Below are 18,401 nucleotides of genomic sequence, written 5' to 3' on the forward strand. Positions count from 1 at the left end.
ACGACCGTCTCGCGCGAACGCCCAGTCCCTTGAGCTGGTTTATTACGGTTTGGATTCCCTTTTCACAGTATTTGCTCTACTCTCACGCGCTAGGGCACACGGTTTCGGGCTCACCGCCCTTCCCCCGCGGCATCATCGCCCGAAACCGGAGGAAAAGCCCGCCCAGCATCAGACCACCGATTCCACGCGTGGTCATGGGCACGGGAAGAACCGTCCCGGGGAAGACCACTGACCCCGGCGTCGGAACCCCGTCGGGACCACGTGTACCCGACCGCCCCGCAGGGGTGCCCGAACGATTCCCATCCCGGTACGGAAGGCAGAGCGATATGGCGCGAGGTCGCCGAGGCAGGCGCAGGACGAGCGCTCGCGAACAGCGCTCGAACCGTGAAGGACGGCGCAGCAGGGTGCCGCTCGTGGCCGGTATGGTCGCGATCCCCGTGGGGCTGACCCTGGCCGGAGCCCTGGTCCTCACCGGGCTCGGCGAGGAACCGGACCCAGCGGACGGCACGACCGCCGCCTCCGGTGGTGCCGGCAGTGGGCTCGGAGACACCGCGGCCGACGACTCGAGTGTCCCCGGAACGGAGCCCGAGGACGATTTCTTCGCCACGCCCACCAGTGCTCCCGGCACCACCGAACCGCGGGGGGACAGCGGTCCGAAGAGCTCCAGCGTCACCGGTTCCTCGTCCACGGAGGAGTCCGAGGGGACCGACGAGCCCGAGGGATCCGACGACGGCGAGGGCGGCCGCGGCGGCGGAGGCGGCAACAGTGGCGGGAACGGTGGCGGGGGCCGCGGAGGCGGCGGCCAGTCCACCGGTGGCTCCTCGTCGACCTCGGCGGTCGTGAACCTGGTCAACGACGAGCGCGCGTCGAACGGTTGCGACCCGGTGCACGTGGACGACCGGCTCACCAGCGCCGCCCAGGAGCACAGCGAGGACATGGACGCCCGCGACTACATGTCCCACGAGAGCCCCGAGGGCGAGGGCCCGGGCGAGCGCGCACGGCGGCACGGCTACGACGCCTGGGGGGCGGAGAACGTGGCCAAGGGGCAGACCAGCGCCGAGCAGGTCATGGACGCCTGGATGAACAGCCCCGGCCACCGGGCCAACATCCTCAACTGCGACCTCGAGGCCATCGGGGTCGGTGAGTCCGGCCACGCCTGGACCCAGAAGTTCGGTTACGATTGACGTCCTCCCCGGGGTTCACCCCCGGGGATTCCCACAACCTCGCGGCTGTAGGCGCGGTGCGCCTCGCGGCGCCCGCTGGTTCCTGCTTCACCGGCCGGTGCCCCACCCGAAAGGGTGGTGGTCTTACCCAACCTCCGCAGGCGTTTCAACTCTCCGCTTCCCGCCCTGGGGCGAGTTTGCGTCCAGCGGCGAGCACGATCCGGGACGCGTTCACGTCCCGATCGTGGATGGTCTGACAGGCCCGGCAGGCCCACTGGCGCACGTGCAGGGGCTTGGGCCCGTCCACCACCCAGCACACATGGCAGGTCTGCGAGGAGGCCAGGAACCGGTCCACCCTGGCAAAGGCGCGCCCGTACCGGGCAGCCTTGTACTCCAGCATGTGCACGAACGCCGACCACCCGGCATCGTGCACACTCTTGGCCAGCTTCGTGCGCCCGAGCCCCTTCACACACAGGTCCTCCACATACACCGCTTGGTTCTCACGGACGATCGTGGTGGACAGCTGGTGGTGGAACTCGCGGCGGCAGTCAGCCACCCGTGCGTGGGCGCGGGCGACCCCCAGACGGGCCTTGGCCCGGTTGTTCGATCCCTTGGACTTGCGGGACAGGGCCCGTTGGGCCTTGCGCAGCTTGCGTTCGGCACGGCGCAGGAACCGGGGGTTGTCCACCTTGGTGCCGTCGGAGAGCACCGCGAAGTGGGACAGGCCCAGATCGATGCCCACCTCGTTCTCGGTTGCGGGGAGTGGTGCATCGTCGGTCTGGACCACGAACGAGGCGAAGTACCGGTCGGCGGCGTCCTTGACCACGGTCACCGAGGAGGGGGATGAGGGCAACGATCGCGACCACTTCACCTTCACCTCACCGATCTTGGGCAGGGACAGCTTGCCCTGGTCGGTGATCTTCCAGCGGGCGTTGGCGGTGAAGCGGGCCGACTGGGTACGGTCACGGCGGGACTTGAACCGTGGCGCCCCCACCTTCGCGCCTTGACGTTTCCCGGCTCTGGAGTCCTGATGGGCCCTCCACGCCTGGTCCAGGTCCCGCAACGCCTGTTGGAGCGGGACCGCTGACACCTCCGAAAGCCACTGCCGCTGCGGGGTCCTCTTGGCCTGGACGATCAGCTCCCGCGACAGGTCCGCGTTCTTGGGCACCCGCTGCTAGGGGCCCTGAGCGATCCGCGCCTGGGGTGGACCGAGCAGCTTGTTGGAGGCCTTGACGGCGGTGGTGCGTTCCAGGGCATCGTTGAAGACCACGCGCACACACCCGAACAAGCGGGCGAGCGCGAGGCGTTGCTCCCCGTCCGGGTAGAGGCGGTACTGGTATCGGAACTGCACCCCAACACCCTCGCACCCGCCTACGACAAAGCAGGGGCCACCCATCCTGACAGGCGGGCGGATACGGGCTCGGATCCGATTCACCTCCGGCCTGAAGGCCGGAACCCTCTCGGACAAAACAGGTAGCCGGAGGGCGTGCCGTCTCCGCGGCGGTTAGAGTGCGCGGGGTGAGCATCGAGATCCGTCCCGCGGACCGCGCCGACCTTCCGCGGGTCCTCCGGCTGCTCGGCGAGAGGCACCCGGAGGACCCGCCGATGCCGGCGGCGGAGACCGCCCGGCTCTGGTCGGAGATCGCCGCGCAGGACGGGCGGACCCTGCTGGTGGCCCAGGACGGTTCGGGTGAACTGCTGGGCACGGTGGACTGCGTGGTCATGGCCGACCTCGGCCGCGGCGGGCGGCCGTGCCTGGTCCTGGAGAACCTGGTGGTCGCCGAGGCGCACCGCCGCCGGGGCGTGGGCCGCCTGCTGCTGGCCGCCGTGCGGGGACTGGGCGAGCGGGAGGGCTGCCACAGGATCCGGTTCCTGGCCGCCGAGGACGCCTACGTGCACGCCTTCTACCGCTCCTGCGGGTTCACCCCCGGGGAGGGTGGCGGGTTCTCCCTCCACCTGTGATCCTGGGCCCGGACACGGGACGGGGCCCGCGACGTGTGTCGCGGGCCCCGTCCGCTCAGTGCCGGGGGTGCCGGGCTCCCGTGCCAGGGGTGCCGGGTGGTGTGGGTCAGGCGCGGCCGATGGCGCTGCACACGGCCTTCAGGGAGGCGGTGGTGATGCTGCTGTGGATGCCCACGCCCCACACCGTCCTGCCGTCGATCTCGGCCTCCACGTAGGCGGCGGCGCGGGCGTTGCCGTCCTCGCCCATGGAGTGCTCCACGTAGTCGATGACCCGGACCTTGACGTCCACGTCGGCCAGCGCGTCGCCGAACGCGGAGATGGGGCCGTTGCCGGTGCCCTTCAGCTCGCGGATCTCACCGTTGACGCGGGCGTCGGCCTCGATCGTGTACGTGCCGTCCTCGGAGGTGCTGGAGCGGTGCGCCAGGACCGCCACCGGGCCGCGCTCGGCCAGGTAGGTCTCGGAGAAGATCTCCCAGATGCGCTCGGCCGGGAACTCGCCGCCCTCGGCGTCCATGAAACTCTGGATGACCTGGGAGAACTCGATCTGCAGCCGGCGCGGCAGGTCCAGGGAGTGGTCCCGCTGCATGACGTAGGAGACGCCGCCCTTGCCGGACTGGCTGTTGACCCGGATGACCGCCTCGTAGTTGCGGCCCACGTCCTTGGGGTCGATGGGCAGGTAGGGCACGTCCCAGGGGTAGTCCTCGACCTGCTTGCCGGCCTCGGCGGCGCGGGCGTCCAGGTCGGTGAAACCCTTCTTGATGGCGTCCTGGTGGGAGCCGGAGAAGGCCGTGTAGACCAGGTCGCCGCCGTAGGGGTGGCGGGGCGCGACGGGCAGCTGGGTGCAGTGCTCGACCGTGCGGCGGATCTCGTCGATGTCGGAGAAGTCGATCTCGGGGTCGACGCCCTGGCTGAACAGGTTCATGCCCAGGGTGACCAGGCAGACGTTGCCGGTGCGCTCACCGTGCCCGAACAGGCAGCCCTCGACCCGGTCGGCCCCGGCCATGACGGCCAGTTCCGCCGAGGCCACGCCGGTGCCGCGGTCGTTGTGCGGGTGCACGGACAGGACCACGTGCTCGCGCCGGGTCAGGTTGCGGCTCATCCACTCGATCTGGTCGGCGTAGACGTTGGGGGTGGCGCGCTCGACGGTGGCGGGCAGGTTCAGGATGATCTCGCGGCCCGGGCCGGGCTGCCAGACGTCCATGACCGCTTCGCAGACCTGCAGGGCGAAGTCCAGCTCGGTGTCGACGAAGATCTCCGGCGAGTACTCGTAGCCGAAGTACTCGGTCTCGCCCAGGTACTGCTCGGCGAAGCGCATCACGTGCCGGGTGCCCTCGACGGCGATGTTCTTGCAGGCCTCGCGGTCCACCCGGAACACCACGCGGCGGAAGGTGGGCGCGGTGGCGTTGTACAGGTGCACGGTGGCGCGCCTGGCGCCGACCAGGCTCTGCACCGTGCGTTCGATCAGGTCCTCACGGGCCTGGGTCAGCACGGAGATCTGTACGTCGTCAGGGATCAGGTCGTCCTCGATCAGCGACCGGACGAAGTCGAAGTCGGTCTGGCTGGCCGAGGGGAAACCGACCTCGATCTCCTTGTACCCCATCCGGACCAGCAGCTGGAAGATCTCGTGCTTGCGCGCGGAGTCCATCGGCTCGATCAGCGCCTGGTTGCCGTCGCGCAGGTCGGTGGACAGCCAGCGGGGGGCCTCGGTGATGGACTTCGAAGGCCAGGTGCGGTCGGGCAGGTCCACCGGAGCGAAGGGCTCGTAACGATGGAAGGGCATGGGGCTGGTCTTCTGCTGCGGCACCATAGCGGTGTGGCTCCTCGGGAAATTGTGGCGCGTGATGTCGTGGTCGACACGGCAAGCCGAAGTCCCGCGGCGAGGGGCCGACCGTCTAACGATCCCCGCCGCGGCCACTAAGGAGGAGCAGCTCGCGCAGCATAACGATCGTCACGCTAGCAGACGCCGGGGAAAATCCGGTACCCGATGTCCACAGTGTGGGACGACCCCGGCTTGGCCTGCGACGACTGAGGAGCTTTCGGCCGATTTCAGATGATCGTTCAAAACGGGTACCTCGACTTCAAGATATAGCCGTTGGCGGTTACCCTGGAGGGGAACCCTTCAGTGCTAGGGGGGTCATACGGATTCCGTCGGCGGGACCCAGGGTGCGGCCAACACCCGAGGCCAGCATCGCCGCGCAGAGCAAGCCACGTAAGCCGCGCCGACGCCGGGCCGGTACCGCCGACGGAAATCCTTCCTTCATCCACGCCCGCCCGGGACCCGGGGCGGGCGTCTCCGCGCCGGGACGGCCACGGACCCCGGGCACGCCCCACGACGACACCCCTCCCCGACCGCCCCGCTTCGATCGCCTTCGGCGAGCGGCCAGCGCAGGGGGACCCGGTACCGAATGGCCACATGCGGCCACGCTGGGTATGCGAACGGTGACGGAAAAAGCGGGCTTCACGTGGCAAGGCCGCCAAACTAGTCAGAATGCTTCTATGGCTACGCAAAGTTAGCCATATTGACAGGTTGCGGCGTCCCGATCTCCAATATCGCCACGTGTTCGAAGCCTCACCCCCCGCTCATGGAGGCATCGTGGACCACCCGTCCCCCGCTCCCCTGCTCAGAAGAACCCTCGTCCCCGTGGCTGCAGGCGTGCTCCTGCTGAGCACCCTGGCCACCGGCAGCGCCACCGCGGAACCCTCGTACGACCTGTACGAGATCACCGGTGTGCACACCGCCCAGGAGCGCTCCGAGATCGCCGCGACCGGCGTGGCCGTCGACCACGTCGGTGAGGACTCGGTGCTGGTCACCGGTTCGGTCGAGGACGTGGCGGAGCTCAACGACCTGGGTTACGCCCCCGACCCCTTCGACGTCCCCGGGACCTTCGCCAGCCCCGACCCCGGGTACACCACCTACCCCGAACTGCTGGACATCGTCGACGATGTCGTCGCGGACCACCCCGGCCTGGCCTCCCAGCAGGTCTACGGCCAGTCGTACGAGGGTCGCGACCTGGTGGCGGTCAAGATCAGCGACAACGTGTCCGTGGACGAGGACCAGCCCGAGGTGCTGTTCGTCCACTCCCAGCACGCACGCGAACACCTGACCGTCGAGATGGCGGTCTACCTGCTGGACCTGCTCACCGATGGATACGGCAACGACCCCCGCATCACCGAACTGGTCGACAACCGCGAGATCTGGATCCTGCCGAACGCCAACCCGGACGGCAGCGAGTACGACATGGCGGGCACCAACTGGCGGAACTGGCGCAAGAACCGCCAGCCCAACCAGGGGTCGTCGGCCGTCGGCACCGACATGAACCGCAACTGGGACCACAAGTGGGGCTGCTGCGGCGGCTCCTCCGGCAACCCGAGCAGCCTCACCTACCGGGGCGCGGCCCCCGAGTCCTCCCCCGAGGTCGCGGCGATCGCCGACTTCGTCCGCGGCCGCGCGGTCGGGGGCGAGCAGCAGATCACCAGCGCCATCGACTTCCACACCTACAGCGAGCTGATCCTGTGGCCCTTCGGCTACACCTACGACGAGGCCACCGAGGGGATGACCCAGGAGGAGTACGACACCCACGAGGCGCTGGGCACGTACATGGCCCAGGCCAACGGCTACACGCCCCAGCAGTCCAGTGACCTGTACGTCACCGACGGCTCGATCAACGACTGGCTGTGGGCCGACCAGGGCATCGTGAACTTCACCTACGAGATGTATCCCCGGTCGTGGTGGGGCGGCGGCTTCTACCCGCCCTCCTCGGTGATCGGGCGCGAGACCTCCCGCAACGAGGAGGCCGTACTGCGGCTGCTGGACTACGCGGACTGCCCCTACCGGATCATCGGCGAGGAGGAGTCCTACTGCGGCTGACCCGCCCCCGGAGGTTCCCACGGGCTCCGCGGCCGTCACCGGCCGCGGAGCCCGTCCCCGTCACAGAAGCCGCGACCTCACCGGAGCCGGGTTCCTGCCCAGTCATCTCGTATATAGTTAATGTTGGTTCGTATATACGAGGAGGTTCGGCGATGAGCAAGGTCCTGATCGACATCGACGACGAGGCGCTGGCACGGGCCTCCGAGATCCTCGGCACCAAGACCAAGAAGGACACGGTCAACACGGCCCTCCAGGAAACCGTGCGCAGACTGGACAGAGCCGCCGCCCTGGCCGAGATGCGCGAACTCGTGGCCGAGGGCGGCGTGGACACCGAGATCCTGGAAGACAAGCGGAACTACCGCCGATGAGCCCAGCCGTCTACTTGGTGGACACCAGCGCACTCACCCGCATCTACACCAATCCCGAAGGCAACGAGGAGTGGGACCACGCGCTCGTCCAGGGCACCATCGCGGTCTGCCCTGTCACCGAACTGGAGTTCCTGTACAGTGCGCGTTCCGCAGGGCACCGGGAGCGGATGGTGAACTTGTTGAACCGGATGCTGCTCCCGGTCGATCTGGGAGAACCGCACTTCGCACGGGCCTGGGAGGTCCAGCGCCTCCTCGCCGCCAGGGGCGAGCACCGGAGCGCGGGTCCGGTGGACCTGCTGGTGGCCGCCTGCGCCGAGATGCACGGCCTCGTCCTGCTGCACAACGACAACGACTTCGAGACCGTTGCCCGTGTCACCGGCCAGAAGACCCGCCGGGCCTGATCCGGGTCGCGGGACGAACGGCCCGGGGGGCGGCGGTGCGCCAGCGAAGAACACCGCCGCCCCTCGGGGCTGTGCGGCCCCCTCCCGCCGGTCTGGGAGGGGGCCTCGCCAGGGGGCCGGGGTGCAGGTCCGGCCCCCTGGCGGTCTGTGGGGTCCGGGCGACGGTGCGCCCGGACCGGGGTCACCCGCCGGGGACTACGCGCCGGGCAGCGGCTCGAACTCCTTGACGGCGTCGATGGCCGGGCCGTGCGGGGTGTTGGCCTCGCGCTCGATCATGATCTCGACCAGGACGGGGCGCGAGGTGGCCTGCGCCTGCTTGCGGGCCCACTCCAGGGACTCCCGGATCTCCCCGGGCTCCCAGACCCGGCGGCCGGAGCAGCCGTAGGCCTCCATGAGCTTGACGCTGTCGGTGCCGTACTCGTCGTAGTGGATGTCCACCTGGTAGTTCATGTCGAAGGGGATCGACGCCTGGCGGATCAGGCCCAGGTACTCGTTGTTGAGCATGATGATCACGTACGGCACGTTGTACTGCGCCGCGACCGCCAGCTCCTCGACCATGTACTGGAAGCCGTAGTCACCGACGATGCCGACCACCTCGGCGTCCGGCTCGGTGTTCTTGAGGGCCTTCTTGACACCGATGGCGGCGGGGATCTCCCAGCCGAGCGGGCCCGCCTGGCCGCAGATCTGGTAGTGGCGCGGCTTGTACGCCTTCTGGTGCTGGCCGCCCCAGATCTGGTAGAGGCCGATGGCGGTGACGAAGTAGGTGCTGGAGTCGAAGACCTCGTTGATCTCCTTGTAGACGCGCGGTGCCTTGACCGGGACGGTGTCGAAGTCCTCGCGCCTGGTCAGGGTGGACTTGAGCTCGTTGACCCGGTCGATCCACGCGCCCACCCGCGCGGTGGCCCTCCGGCGCCTGGCGGCGGCCAGCAGCTCCCGGAGGAAGAGCTTGGCGTCGGAGACCACGCCCAGGTCGGGCTCGAAGACCCGGCCGATCTGGGTGGCCTCGATATCCACGTGGACGAACTTGCGCTCGCCCCGGTAGACGTCGATCTGGCCGGTGTGGCGGTCGGCGAAGCGCGCGCCCACGGCCAGGACCAGGTCCGACTCCAGGAAGGAGGCGTTGCCGTAGCGCTGGGAGGTCTGCACGCCGGTCATGCCCGAGTACAGGGGCGAGTCCTCGTCGAAGGAGCCCTTGCCCATGAGGGTGACCTGTACCGGCACCTGGAGGTACTCGGCCAGTTCGCGCAGGTCGTCGGAGGCCTCGGCCAGGATCACGCCGCCGCCGGCCAGGATGAGCGGGCGCTCCGCCTCCAGCAGCAGGTCCAGGGCCTTCTCCACCCGGGGCAGGTGCGGCTCGACCGTGTTGACCTTGAGCGCGGCGTCCAGTTCGGGGTCGTACTCGATCAGGTGCTGGGCGATGTCCACCGGGATGTCGACCAGGACCGGTCCGGGACGGCCCTCCTGGGCGATGCGGAAGGCCTCACGGAAGATCCACGGGGCGGTCGCCGCCTCCTTGACCTGGACGGCCCACTTGGTGACGGGCTTGGCGATCTCGACGATGTCGACCGCCTGGAAGCCCTCCTTGTCCAACAGGTCGGTGCGCTGCTGGCCGGTGATGCACACGATCGGGACCGAGTCCGCGATGGCGGTGTACAGGCCGGTGATCATGTTGGTCCCGGCCGGGCCGGAGGTGCCGATGGCCACGCCGACCCTGCCGGTCGTGCGCGACCAGCCGTCGGCCATGTGGGTGGCGCCCTCCTCGTGGCGGACGGTGAGGTGTTCGATGCCGCCCACCTCCTCCATCGCCTTGTAGAGGGGGAGGATGGCCGCGCCGGGGCAGCCGAAGGCGGTGTCGACGCCCTCGTCCTTGAGGACCTCCACGACGGCGTTCATCGCGGGCATTTTCGCCATGGGAGCGAACCCTTCAGTGCTGGGGTGGCCGGGGCGCCGGGGTCGGCCCCGTCTGGACGGGCCGTCCCCGGCGCCCCGGTGCTGGGTGCTTGGGTGCTAGGGGTGGGGCGGCGTTCTCGCCTGCCTCCCGGGTGGGCCAACACCCGGGGACGAGCGCGGTGCCCCGGTCATACGGACTGCTGTGGCTGTCGGTGCTGCTGGTTCCGCTGGTGTTGCCGGGATGCCTGCCGGGCCGGTGGGACCGGACCCGGCCGGGCGGGTGCTACTCGCCGTCGCGGCCGGAGAGCTGCTCGACGACCTTGAGCAGGGCGGAGTGGTCGAGGCCGCCGTGGCCCTGGTTCCTGAGCGCGGCCACGTACTGCGCCACCTGCGAGCCCAGCGGGATGGCCACCCCGGCCGCGCTCGCGGAGTCGGTGATGATGCGCATGTCCTTGTCGTGCAGGGCGATCCGGAAGCCGGGTGCGAAGTCGCGCTCACGCATGGCCTTGCCCTTGCGCTGGAGCACGGTGCTGCCCGCGAGCCCGCCGCCCAGGACCTCCAGACCGGACTCGGTGTCGACGCCGTGCGCCTCCAGGAAGACGAGGGCTTCGGCGAGGAGCTGGATGTTGCCGGCCACGATGAGCTGGTTGGCGGCCTTGACCGTCTGGCCGGAACCGTTGGGGCCGACCAGGACCGGGGTGGAGCCCAGGACGTCGAAGACGGGGCGCGCGGCCTCGAAGTCGTCCTGGGAGCCGCCCACCATGATGGAGAGCTTGGCCTCGATCGCGCCGGCCTCGCCGCCGCTGACCGGGGCGTCCAGAACGCGGAAACCTCTCTCGGTGCCGTCCGAGGCGAGCTCCCGGGAGACGTCGGGGCGGATGGTGCTCATGTCGATGACCAGGGTGCCGGGCTTGGCGTTGTCGTAGACGCCCCCCTCACCGCGCAGGACCTGGTTGACGTCCGGGGAGTCCGGAACCATCGTGATGACCGCGTCGACGTCGGCAACCGCCTCGGCGATGCTCCCGCCGCGCAGGCCGCCCTCGGTGACCAGGGCGTCGACGCGGTCGGGGCTCTTGTTGACGCCGGTGACGCCGTAGCCGGCGCGGACGAGGTTGACGGCCATGGGCAGGCCCATGATGCCCAGACCGATGAAGGCGATCTTACGGATGGCCATGACGGCCCCTTTCAGACTGTGTGACTGGTGTGGATGGCGCGGCCGGGGCGGTCCCTGGGGTCAGCCCAGCCAGCCGAAGCTCTGGGTGGTGGGGACGGTCGGCTTGTACTCCAGGCCGACCAGGCCCCGGTATCCGCCGGCCTGGGCGGCGGAGAGGAGTTCGTCGATGGGCAGGTCGCCGGTTCCGGGCTCGCCCCTGCCGGGGGCGTCGGCGATCTGGATGTGTCCGAACTCGGCCGCGTGGTCGCGGACCACGGCGGCGACGTCGTCGCCGTTGACCGCGAGGTGGAAGAAGTCGGCGAGGAGCGCGACGTTCTCGGCCCCGGCCTCCTTGACCCTGGCGACGAAGGCGAGGCCCTCGGCCGCGGTCTTGAGCGGGTAGTCCTCGGAGCCGCTGATGGGTTCGACGAGCACGGTGCCGCCGACCTTGGCGACCGCCTCGGCGGCGGCGACGGTGTTCTCCAGCGCGAGGCGGTCCTGTTCGGCCGGGTCGGCCCCGTCCTGGCGCAGGCCGTAGAGGGCGTTGAAGCCGGTGGTGCCGGTGCGCTCGGCGATCTGGGCGACCACCTCGGTGTTGGCGAGGAACTCGGCGGTGCGGGAGGGGTGGGACAGCACGCCGCGGTCGGGACCGGGGAGCCGACCGGCGAAGAAGTTGAGGCCGCTGAGGCGCACACCCGCGGCGTCGAGGGCGTCGACGAAGGCGTCGACCTCCTCCTGCGCCGGGGTCGCACTCTCGAAGGGCCACCAGAACTCGACGGCGTGGAAGCCCGCGTCGCGTGCGGCCTGGGGACGCTCGTTGACGGGGAGCTCGGTGAACAGCAGGGAGCAGTTCACCGTGTACCCGAGTGTGTGGCTCATGCGTTGCCTCCGGCATCCACTTCCGTATTGCGGAAAGTAGTTTTCACTTTAAGGAATGCCTTGAGTGTGTGCCGGACCACCACCGCTTGTCAACCACCCCGACGACCGAACCCGACGGCGAGCAGCGGTGCGCCCGCACCCCGCCCCGCGCGAACACGGCCCCCGGACACCCCGCGAGCCCCACCGGTACGCAGGAACTTCACGGTTTCTTTGTCGGTAGATACAGATTCGACTGTTTTTCTCCGATCCCCCCTTGCCAGTGTTGACAAGGTCACACTGTCATCAACTAGAGTCCCTCCAATCCGTAATACGGAATCAGCTATCTGCACTATGAAAGCCCTGGCCGGTTCGAGGATCTCCGCCCCACGGGGGGAGGTCGGCGCGCCGGCCGAGCCACGGGAGAACACATGCCCGAGAGCACCCCGGACACGTCGGGAAGCACACCCGACCCGGGTCTGGCGCGACTGAACGCCCTGTCCCGGGAGGAGCTGCGCACCGAACTCGCCCAGTGCCTGAACGTGGACCGCTGGGTGGAGGCCGTCGCGTCCGAGGCGCCCTACGCCGACCGCGGGACCCTCCTCGCCCGGGCCGACGGCCACGCGCGCGGGATCACCGCCGAGGAGGTCGCCACCGCCCTGGACCGCCACCCCCGGATCGGGGAGAAGGCCGAGGGCCGGGACACCGAGTCGGCCTGGTCGCGCGGCGAGCAGTCCGCCTTCGCCGCCGACACCGACGACGCCTCGGCACGGGTCCAGCGGATCTTCACCTTCGCTCAGGGTGAGTACGAGGGGAGGTTCGGGCAGATCTACCTCGTGTGCGCCAGCGGGCGCAGCAGCCGCGAACTCCTCGCCGACCTGGTCGACCGCCTGGACAACGACCGCGAGACCGAGCTGTCCGTGGTCGGTGAGGAGCTCCGCAAGATCTCCGGGCTCCGCCTGGTCAAACTCCTGGAGGCAGCATGAGCCACGTGACCACCCACATCCTCGACGCCGCCCTGGGCAGCCCCGCCCGCGACGTGCCCGTCCGGCTGGAGGCCGCCGCCGACCGCGGCCGCACCTCCTGGAGGACCGTCGCCGAGGGGCGCACCAACGACGACGGCCGCGTGCCCGACCTGGGCCCCGACCAGCTCACCGCCGGGTACTACCGCGTCGTCTTCGACACCGGGGCCTACTTCGCCGCGACCGGCCAGAAGGGGTTCTACCCCGAGGTCAGCATCGTGTTCGACCTCGCCGAGGAGGACCAGCACTACCACGTGCCCCTGCTCCTGAGCCCGTTCGCCTACTCGACCTACCGGGGCTCCTAGCCCGGCCCACCCGGTCCCTGACCCGAAAGCGAGGCGAACCGCCCGGCCCCACCCCGCCCGTGACACCCAGACCTCTTCGAGTGCGTGACAGGTCCTTCCGCATGACCACAGCGGTCCTCCCTCATACGCACAGCGCACCGGCGCGCATGCCGCGCACGGCGCGAGCGATGAAACCGAATCCACACGGATGGAGTTCACCCTGATGGGCATCAGACTCGGAGACAACCAGTACGGCAAGGCCGAGGTCCGCCTCGTCCACGTCCAGCGCGACACCGACGTCCACCAGATCAAGGACGTCAACGTCACCTCCCAGCTCCGCGGCGACCTGGAGGAAGTCCACACCGTCGGCGACAACGCCAAGTGCCTGCCGACCGACACCCAGAAGAACACCGTCTACGCCAAGGCCCGCGAGTGGGGCGGCGTCGGCGCGATCGAGGACTTCGCCCTGCGACTGGCCCGGCACTTCGTGGACGAGCACGAGTACGTGCACGGCGCCCGCCAGGAGGTCCAGGAGTACTCCTGGGACCGGATCGCCACCGCGAAGGGCCCGCACGACCACGCGTTCTCCCGCCGCGGCGCCGAAACCCGCACCACCGTCGTCAACAAGGACGGCGACCGGGAGTGGGTGGTCTCCGGCTTCGAGGGCCTCACCGTCCTCAAGTCCACCGGTTCGGAGTTCCACGGCTACCCCAAGACCCGGTACACCACCCTGAAGGAGACCGAGGACCGGATCCTGGCCACCGACGTCACCGCCCGCTGGCGCTACGTCGGCACCGACCACGACTTCGACAAGTCCTACGCCTCGGTCCGCGCCCTGTGCCTGGAGGCCTTCGCCGAGACGCACAGCCTCGCCCTGCAGCAGACGCTGTACGCGATGGGCACCGCCGTCCTCGAAGCCCACCCGGAGATCGCCGAGATCCGCTTCTCCATGCCGAACAACCACCACTTCCTGGTGGACCTGTCCCCGTTCGGCCTGGACAACCCCAACGAGGTGTTCTTCGCCGCGGACCGCCCCTACGGCAAGATCGAGGCCACGGTCGAGCGCGATGACGCGCCCGAGGCCGGCGACGCCTGGAAGACCGTTCCGGGATTCATCTGATCCCCTGACGCCGGGGAAAACCCGTTCGGGTTCCGCCCGGCGTCCCTCGGAACCCTCTGAACCCCGGGGCCCGCGCGTGCGGCCGGGCCCCGGATCCCCACCTCACGGATCCGATCCCCTCAGAGTCTGACCGGCCCCGAGGTCCCCCACCCGAGGTATTCCTCGCCTGCCCGCCGAAAGGCGGGCCACACCGGCCTTCCGCGCACCCGGGAGCTGTGCCTCCCGAGCGTCCGGGGCCGGAGCGACACCACCGGGCAACCGCCCGGAGAACCCGGTCGCCCCCTCGGTGACCACCGATCGCAAAGGCTGGAAACTGGCCATGTCGAACAGTCCGTCCGCGAAGGACTCGGCCACAACAACTGCCACGAACCCCGCCCGCCCCGAGGACGAGAAGCTGCCCACGCGGCTCCTGCTCGTCTACGGGCTCCAGCACATCCTCACCATGTACGCCGGTGCGGTGGCACCGGCCCTCGTCATCGGCGCCGCCGCTGGGCTCGCGAACGACCCCGCCGCCATGGGAATCCTCGTCAGCGGCGCACTCCTGGTGGCGGGTATCGCCACCCTGCTGCAGACCGTCGGCCACCGGCGGGTCGGCGCGCAGATGCCCATCGTGGTGGCCTGCTCCTTCGTCCCCGTCAGCGCCATCACCGCTCTGGCCGCCGGCCAGGACGGCGAGAACCTGCCCGTCGCCTTCGGCGCGTCCATGGCCGCGGGTGTGTTCGCCCTGGTCCTGACCCCGTTCTTCGGACAGCTGATCCGCTTCTTCCCGCCGATCGTCACCGGCACGATCATCACGGTGATCGGCGTCAGCCTGATGCCGGTGGCGGCCCGCTGGATCATGGACGGCAACGTCCGCGTCCTGGAGGACGGTTCCGAGGTCCCGGCCGCGCCGTTGGCCAACCTCGCCCTGGCCGGCCTGACCCTCGCGGTCATCCTCGTCGGCTCCCGGCTCTTCCCCGGCATCTGGGGACGGCTGTCCATCCTGCTCGGCCTGGTCGTGGGCACGCTCGTCGCGCTCCCGCTCGGCATGGCCGACTTCAGCCGGGTGGGCGAGGCGGACCTCGTGTTCAACCCCGCGTCGGTCTTCTACTTCGGCGCCCCCCAGTTCGAGGTCACCGCGATCATCACCATGTGCATCATCATGCTGGTGGTCCTGACCGAGGGCGCCTCGCACATCATCGCGGTCGGTGAGATCACCGGTTCCAGGGTCGACGCCAAGCGCATCTCGGCCGGTCTGCGCGCCGACGTGAGCGGCTCGATCATCGGCCCGATCTTCAGCGCCACGCCGACCAGCTCCTTCGCGCAGAACATCGGCCTGCTCGCGCTCACCGGCATCCGGAGCCGCTACGTGGTCGCCACCGGTGCCGCCATCCTGCTGGCCCTGGGGATGTTCCCGGTCCTGGGCGGGGTCATGGCCGCGATCCCCACCCCGGTCCTGGGCGGAGCCGGGCTGGTCCTGTTCGGCAGCGTGGCCGCCAGCGGGGCCAAGACCCTGGCCAAGGTGGACTTCACCAACAACCTCAACCTGATCCTCGTCGCCGCCTCCGTGGGTGTGGCGATCATCCCGCTGGCCTACCCGACCTTCTACTCCTTCCTCCCGGAGTCGGTCGAGCTCATCGCGCACTCGGGCATCATCGGCGCGGCGATCGTCTCGATCCTGCTGAACATCTGCTTCAACGTGATCGGCCGCGGTCCCTCGCCCACCCCCGCCGAGATCGACCAGGCGGAGATCGGCACCGCCGGTCCCGGCGAGGCCAAGTACACCGACCAGGCGGGCGCGGCCCACCGGGGCGGCGAGGAGGAGGCCGGGCACCCCGACCGGGCCTGACCGGCCGGACCGACCAGGGGCGGGCGCACCGCGACCGTGCGCCCGCCCCGCTGCTGTTAAGCGGAGATGAATGGTATGCCTGTGAGGGTGAGCGACTGGGACCTGCGCAAACTGCGCGTACTCCGCACCCTCGAGGAACTCGGGACCGTCAGGGCCACGGCCGAGGCCCTCTCCATGACGCCCTCCGGCGTCTCCCAGCAGCTGTCGACGCTCTCCCAGCAGGTGGGGGTGGAGTTGCTGGAGGCGCACGGGCGCCGGGTCCGCCTCACCGACGCCGCGCACGTGCTGCTTCGGCACACCGACGTCGTACTGGCCCAACTGGAGCGGGCCGAGGCCGAACTCGACGGGTTCGTGCGCGGCGAGGCCGGGCGGGTCCGCGTGGGCACCTTCGCCACCGCCATCCCCTCTCTGGTGGTCCCGGCGCTGAACGCGCTGCGCGGGGCCCGTCCCGGGCTGCGCACGCGGGTGCACCAGGCCGAGGCCGCCGAGGTGTACGAACTCCTCGCCGCGGGTGAGATCGACATCGGACTGTCCCTGGCCGCCCAGGCCCCGACCGGCCACGACGGGCGCTACGACCGGAGCGAGCTGCTCACCGACCCCCTGGACGTGGCCGTGCCCGCCCGGCACCGGCTGGCCGCCACACCGGCGCTGCGGATGCGCGACCTCGCCGAGGAGCCGTGGATCTACGGGGCGTCCGGGCCCTGGCGGGACATCACCATCGCGGCCTGCGCCCAGGCCGGGTTCGTTCCCGAGCAGGCACACGTGGCCTCCGACTGGCGGGCCATCCTCGACATGGTGGCGGCAGGCATGGGCGTCGCGCTGATCCCCCGCCTGGCAGCCACCGGGGACGCGCCCGGGGTGGCCCTACGTGTCCCGCACGCGGACCAGCCGCGACGCCACGTGGTCACCGCCGTGCGCTCCGGTTCCGGCGAACGTCCGCAGATCGCCCTCGCCCTGCGTGCCCTGGCGGAGGCGGCCGCGCGCCTGAGCACAGCAAACGTTCAGTTGAAACGAACATAGTGATCAAAAACTTTCGCTGGAAGTAATCAGTTTCTCCTGCCACCCTGGAAACGTCCCACCCCAGACACCGACAGGAGAAACGTGAGCCAGACCCCGCCCTTCGACCCCCGCGCCTACAACGCCCAGCCCTACCCCGGCGGCGACCCCTACGGGGACTTCCGCAGGACCGAGCTGGACTTCTCCGGTCTCGTCGACCTCGCCGACCGCCGCCTGGGCGCCGGCGTCGTGGCCGCCAACGACGAGTTCTTCGCCGAGCGCGAGAACCTGCTCCGGACCGAACCCGCGGTGTTCGACCCGCACCACTTCGGGCACAAGGGCAAGGTCATGGACGGCTGGGAGACCCGGCGCCGCCGGGGCGTGAGCGCCGAGCAGCCGCACCCCACCGCCGAGGACCACGACTGGGCGCTGGTCCGGCTCGCCCTGCCCGGCGTCATCCGCGGCCTGGTCGTGGACACCGCGCACTTCCGCGGCAACCACCCCACCGAGATCGGCGTCGAGGCCACGCACGTGGCGGGCACCCCCACCACCGAGGAGCTCCTCGCCGCCGAGTGGACGGAGATCGTCCCGCGCACCCCGGTGTACGGCCACGCGGAGAACGGCTTCGAGGTCGACCTCCGGCACCGCTGGACCCACCTGCGGCTCAAGCAGTTCCCCGACGGCGGCGTCGCCCGCCTGCGCGTGTACGGCGAGCCCGTCGCCGACCCGGACTGGCTGGCCGCGCTCGGCAGCTTCGACGTCGCCGCCCTGGTCAACGGCGGCACGGTCGAGGACGCCTCGGACCGCTTCTACTCCTCGCCCGAGAACATCATCCAGCCGGGCCGCTCCCACAAGATGGACGACGGCTGGGAGAACCGTCGCCGCCGTGACACCGGCAACGACTGGGTGCGCTTCCGGCTCACCGCCCAGGCCTCGGTGCGCGCCATCGAACTGGACACCGCCTACCTCAAGGGCAACTCCGCGGGCTGGGTGACCGTCCTGGGCCGGGACGCGCACTCGGACTCCCCGGAGGAATGGTTCGAGATCGTGGGCCGTACCGGGCTCCAGCCGGACAGCGCCCACCGCTTCGTCCTGGACGCCCCGGTCACCGTGACCCACGTGCGCACCGACGTCTTCCCCGACGGCGGCATCGCCCGGCTGAACGTCTACGGCTCCCTCACCGGGACCGGCACCGCAGAGCTGCGGAGCCGTTGGGCGGCCGCGCGCGGCTGAACCGCGCTACCGCCGGGCGGCCCCTCGTGCGGCTGACCGGCGCCCCGACGGAGGGGGCGCACAGACCGGGGCGGGCACGCGTCAGTGTGCCCGCCCCTCCACGTGTCTCCACCCCGGCACCCCGGCACCCCCGGCACCACAACCACCCCAACCGCGGTGATCTTGCTACCAGGGGCGATTTCGGCGGGTGGTTTCTAGCATCTGTTGCAACGAACCTGATTCAGGGGGTAGTTGTGCCAGGTAAACGACTGTGTCGGG

Annotated in this window: 15 protein-coding genes and 1 pseudogene; 11 read left to right on the forward strand and 5 right to left on the reverse strand. The window is 70.0% G+C overall.

Translation table 11 applies throughout. The features are described from left to right. Positions 1-413 precede the first annotated feature (413 nt). Positions 414-1,184: a CAP domain-containing protein gene (locus tag IE195_RS17170; protein WP_229826254.1), complete on the forward strand. Its 771-nt coding sequence runs from the start codon at positions 414-416 to the stop codon at positions 1,182-1,184. A 145-nt stretch (positions 1,185-1,329) separates the two neighbouring features. Here IE195_RS17170 and IE195_RS17175 read toward each other — a convergent pair. Further along, positions 1,330-2,514: pseudogene (locus IE195_RS17175) on the reverse strand (RNA-guided endonuclease InsQ/TnpB family protein). Positions 2,515-2,681: 167 nt separating this feature from the next. Here IE195_RS17175 and IE195_RS17180 point away from each other — a divergent pair. Then, positions 2,682-3,125: a GNAT family N-acetyltransferase gene (locus IE195_RS17180; RefSeq protein ID WP_191272602.1), complete on the forward strand. Its 444-nt coding sequence runs from the start codon at positions 2,682-2,684 to the stop codon at positions 3,123-3,125. Between the two features lie 106 nt (positions 3,126-3,231). Here IE195_RS17180 and leuA read toward each other — a convergent pair whose 3' ends face one another. After that, on the reverse strand, positions 3,232-4,932 hold the full coding sequence (gene leuA, locus IE195_RS17185; protein WP_191272604.1) for a 2-isopropylmalate synthase: 1,701 nt from the start codon (positions 4,930-4,932) through the stop codon (positions 3,232-3,234). 786 nt (positions 4,933-5,718) lie between these two features. Here leuA and IE195_RS17190 point away from each other — a divergent pair. The 3 genes from IE195_RS17190 to IE195_RS17200 all read left to right on the forward strand — a co-directional run bounded on the left by IE195_RS17190 (position 5,719) and on the right by IE195_RS17200 (position 7,762). Further along, entirely contained in the window at positions 5,719-6,993 is a 1,275-nt protein-coding gene (locus IE195_RS17190; RefSeq protein ID WP_229826255.1) for a M14 family metallopeptidase, read from the forward strand. Positions 6,994-7,145: 152 nt separating this feature from the next. After that, positions 7,146-7,361 (forward strand): type II toxin-antitoxin system VapB family antitoxin, encoded by a 216-nt coding sequence (locus IE195_RS17195; protein ID WP_191272608.1) that lies wholly within the window; start codon positions 7,146-7,148, stop codon positions 7,359-7,361. Then, a complete protein-coding gene (locus IE195_RS17200) occupies positions 7,358-7,762 on the forward strand; it encodes a PIN domain nuclease (RefSeq protein WP_191272610.1) in 405 nt (134 codons plus the stop codon). The genes IE195_RS17195 and IE195_RS17200 overlap by 4 nt, the downstream gene beginning before the upstream one ends. Positions 7,763-7,957: 195 nt before the next feature. Here IE195_RS17200 and gcl read toward each other — a convergent pair whose 3' ends face one another. The 3 genes from gcl to IE195_RS17215 form a co-directional block, all read right to left on the reverse strand. Further along, complete coding sequence (gcl, locus tag IE195_RS17205; protein WP_191272612.1) at positions 7,958-9,673, reverse strand: glyoxylate carboligase; 1,716 nt, start codon at positions 9,671-9,673, stop codon at positions 7,958-7,960. 262 nt (positions 9,674-9,935) lie between these two features. Further along, on the reverse strand, positions 9,936-10,826 hold the full coding sequence (locus IE195_RS17210) for a 2-hydroxy-3-oxopropionate reductase (protein WP_191272614.1): 891 nt from the start codon (positions 10,824-10,826) through the stop codon (positions 9,936-9,938). 60 nt (positions 10,827-10,886) lie between these two features. Continuing rightward, complete coding sequence (locus IE195_RS17215) at positions 10,887-11,684, reverse strand: hydroxypyruvate isomerase family protein (RefSeq protein ID WP_191272616.1); 798 nt, start codon at positions 11,682-11,684, stop codon at positions 10,887-10,889. Between the two features lie 407 nt (positions 11,685-12,091). Between IE195_RS17215 and IE195_RS17220 the strand changes: the two genes are divergently transcribed. From IE195_RS17220 to alc, 6 genes are all read left to right on the forward strand, one after another. Then, entirely contained in the window at positions 12,092-12,646 is a 555-nt protein-coding gene (locus IE195_RS17220; protein ID WP_191272618.1) for a 2-oxo-4-hydroxy-4-carboxy-5-ureidoimidazoline decarboxylase, read from the forward strand. Further along, complete coding sequence (gene uraH / locus IE195_RS17225; RefSeq protein WP_191272620.1) at positions 12,643-12,987, forward strand: hydroxyisourate hydrolase; 345 nt, start codon at positions 12,643-12,645, stop codon at positions 12,985-12,987. Before IE195_RS17220 ends, uraH begins: the two co-directional genes overlap by 4 nt. Positions 12,988-13,189: 202 nt before the next feature. Beyond that, complete coding sequence (gene pucL, locus IE195_RS17230) at positions 13,190-14,086, forward strand: factor-independent urate hydroxylase (RefSeq protein ID WP_191272622.1); 897 nt, start codon at positions 13,190-13,192, stop codon at positions 14,084-14,086. A gap of 319 nt (positions 14,087-14,405) precedes the next feature. Further along, the gene (locus IE195_RS17235) at positions 14,406-15,914 is read left to right on the forward strand and encodes a nucleobase:cation symporter-2 family protein (RefSeq protein WP_191272624.1); all 1,509 of its coding nucleotides are present in this window, start codon (positions 14,406-14,408) and stop codon (positions 15,912-15,914) included. 87 nt (positions 15,915-16,001) lie between these two features. After that, positions 16,002-16,934 (forward strand): LysR family transcriptional regulator, encoded by a 933-nt coding sequence (locus IE195_RS17240; protein WP_229826256.1) that lies wholly within the window; start codon positions 16,002-16,004, stop codon positions 16,932-16,934. 81 nt (positions 16,935-17,015) lie between these two features. After that, positions 17,016-18,143 carry an allantoicase gene (gene alc, locus IE195_RS17245; RefSeq protein WP_191272629.1) on the forward strand — a complete coding sequence of 376 codons (1,128 nt, stop codon included), beginning with the start codon at positions 17,016-17,018 and terminating at the stop codon, positions 18,141-18,143. The last annotated feature ends 258 nt before the right edge of the window (positions 18,144-18,401 follow it).

It is taken from the genome of Nocardiopsis terrae (assembly GCF_014651695.1).
GTDB classification, from domain to species: domain Bacteria; phylum Actinomycetota; class Actinomycetes; order Streptosporangiales; family Streptosporangiaceae; genus Nocardiopsis; species Nocardiopsis terrae.

Excerpts from the sequence above, each read along its gene's own strand:
- IE195_RS17235 (WP_191272624.1), top strand. The coding sequence starts at position 14,406 with ATGTCGAACAGTCCGTCCGCGAAGGACTCGGCCACAACAACTGCCACG.
- uraH (WP_191272620.1), top strand. The coding sequence starts at position 12,643 with ATGAGCCACGTGACCACCCACATCCTCGACGCCGCCCTGGGCAGCCCC.
- IE195_RS17195 (WP_191272608.1), top strand. The coding sequence starts at position 7,146 with ATGAGCAAGGTCCTGATCGACATCGACGACGAGGCGCTGGCACGGGCC.
- leuA (WP_191272604.1), bottom strand. The coding sequence starts at position 4,932 with ATGGTGCCGCAGCAGAAGACCAGCCCCATGCCCTTCCATCGTTACGAG.
- gcl (WP_191272612.1), bottom strand. The coding sequence starts at position 9,673 with ATGGCGAAAATGCCCGCGATGAACGCCGTCGTGGAGGTCCTCAAGGAC.
- IE195_RS17210 (WP_191272614.1), bottom strand. The coding sequence starts at position 10,826 with ATGGCCATCCGTAAGATCGCCTTCATCGGTCTGGGCATCATGGGCCTG.
- IE195_RS17215 (WP_191272616.1), bottom strand. The coding sequence starts at position 11,684 with ATGAGCCACACACTCGGGTACACGGTGAACTGCTCCCTGCTGTTCACC.
- IE195_RS17220 (WP_191272618.1), top strand. The coding sequence starts at position 12,092 with ATGCCCGAGAGCACCCCGGACACGTCGGGAAGCACACCCGACCCGGGT.
- pucL (WP_191272622.1), top strand. The coding sequence starts at position 13,190 with ATGGGCATCAGACTCGGAGACAACCAGTACGGCAAGGCCGAGGTCCGC.
- IE195_RS17200 (WP_191272610.1), top strand. The coding sequence starts at position 7,358 with ATGAGCCCAGCCGTCTACTTGGTGGACACCAGCGCACTCACCCGCATC.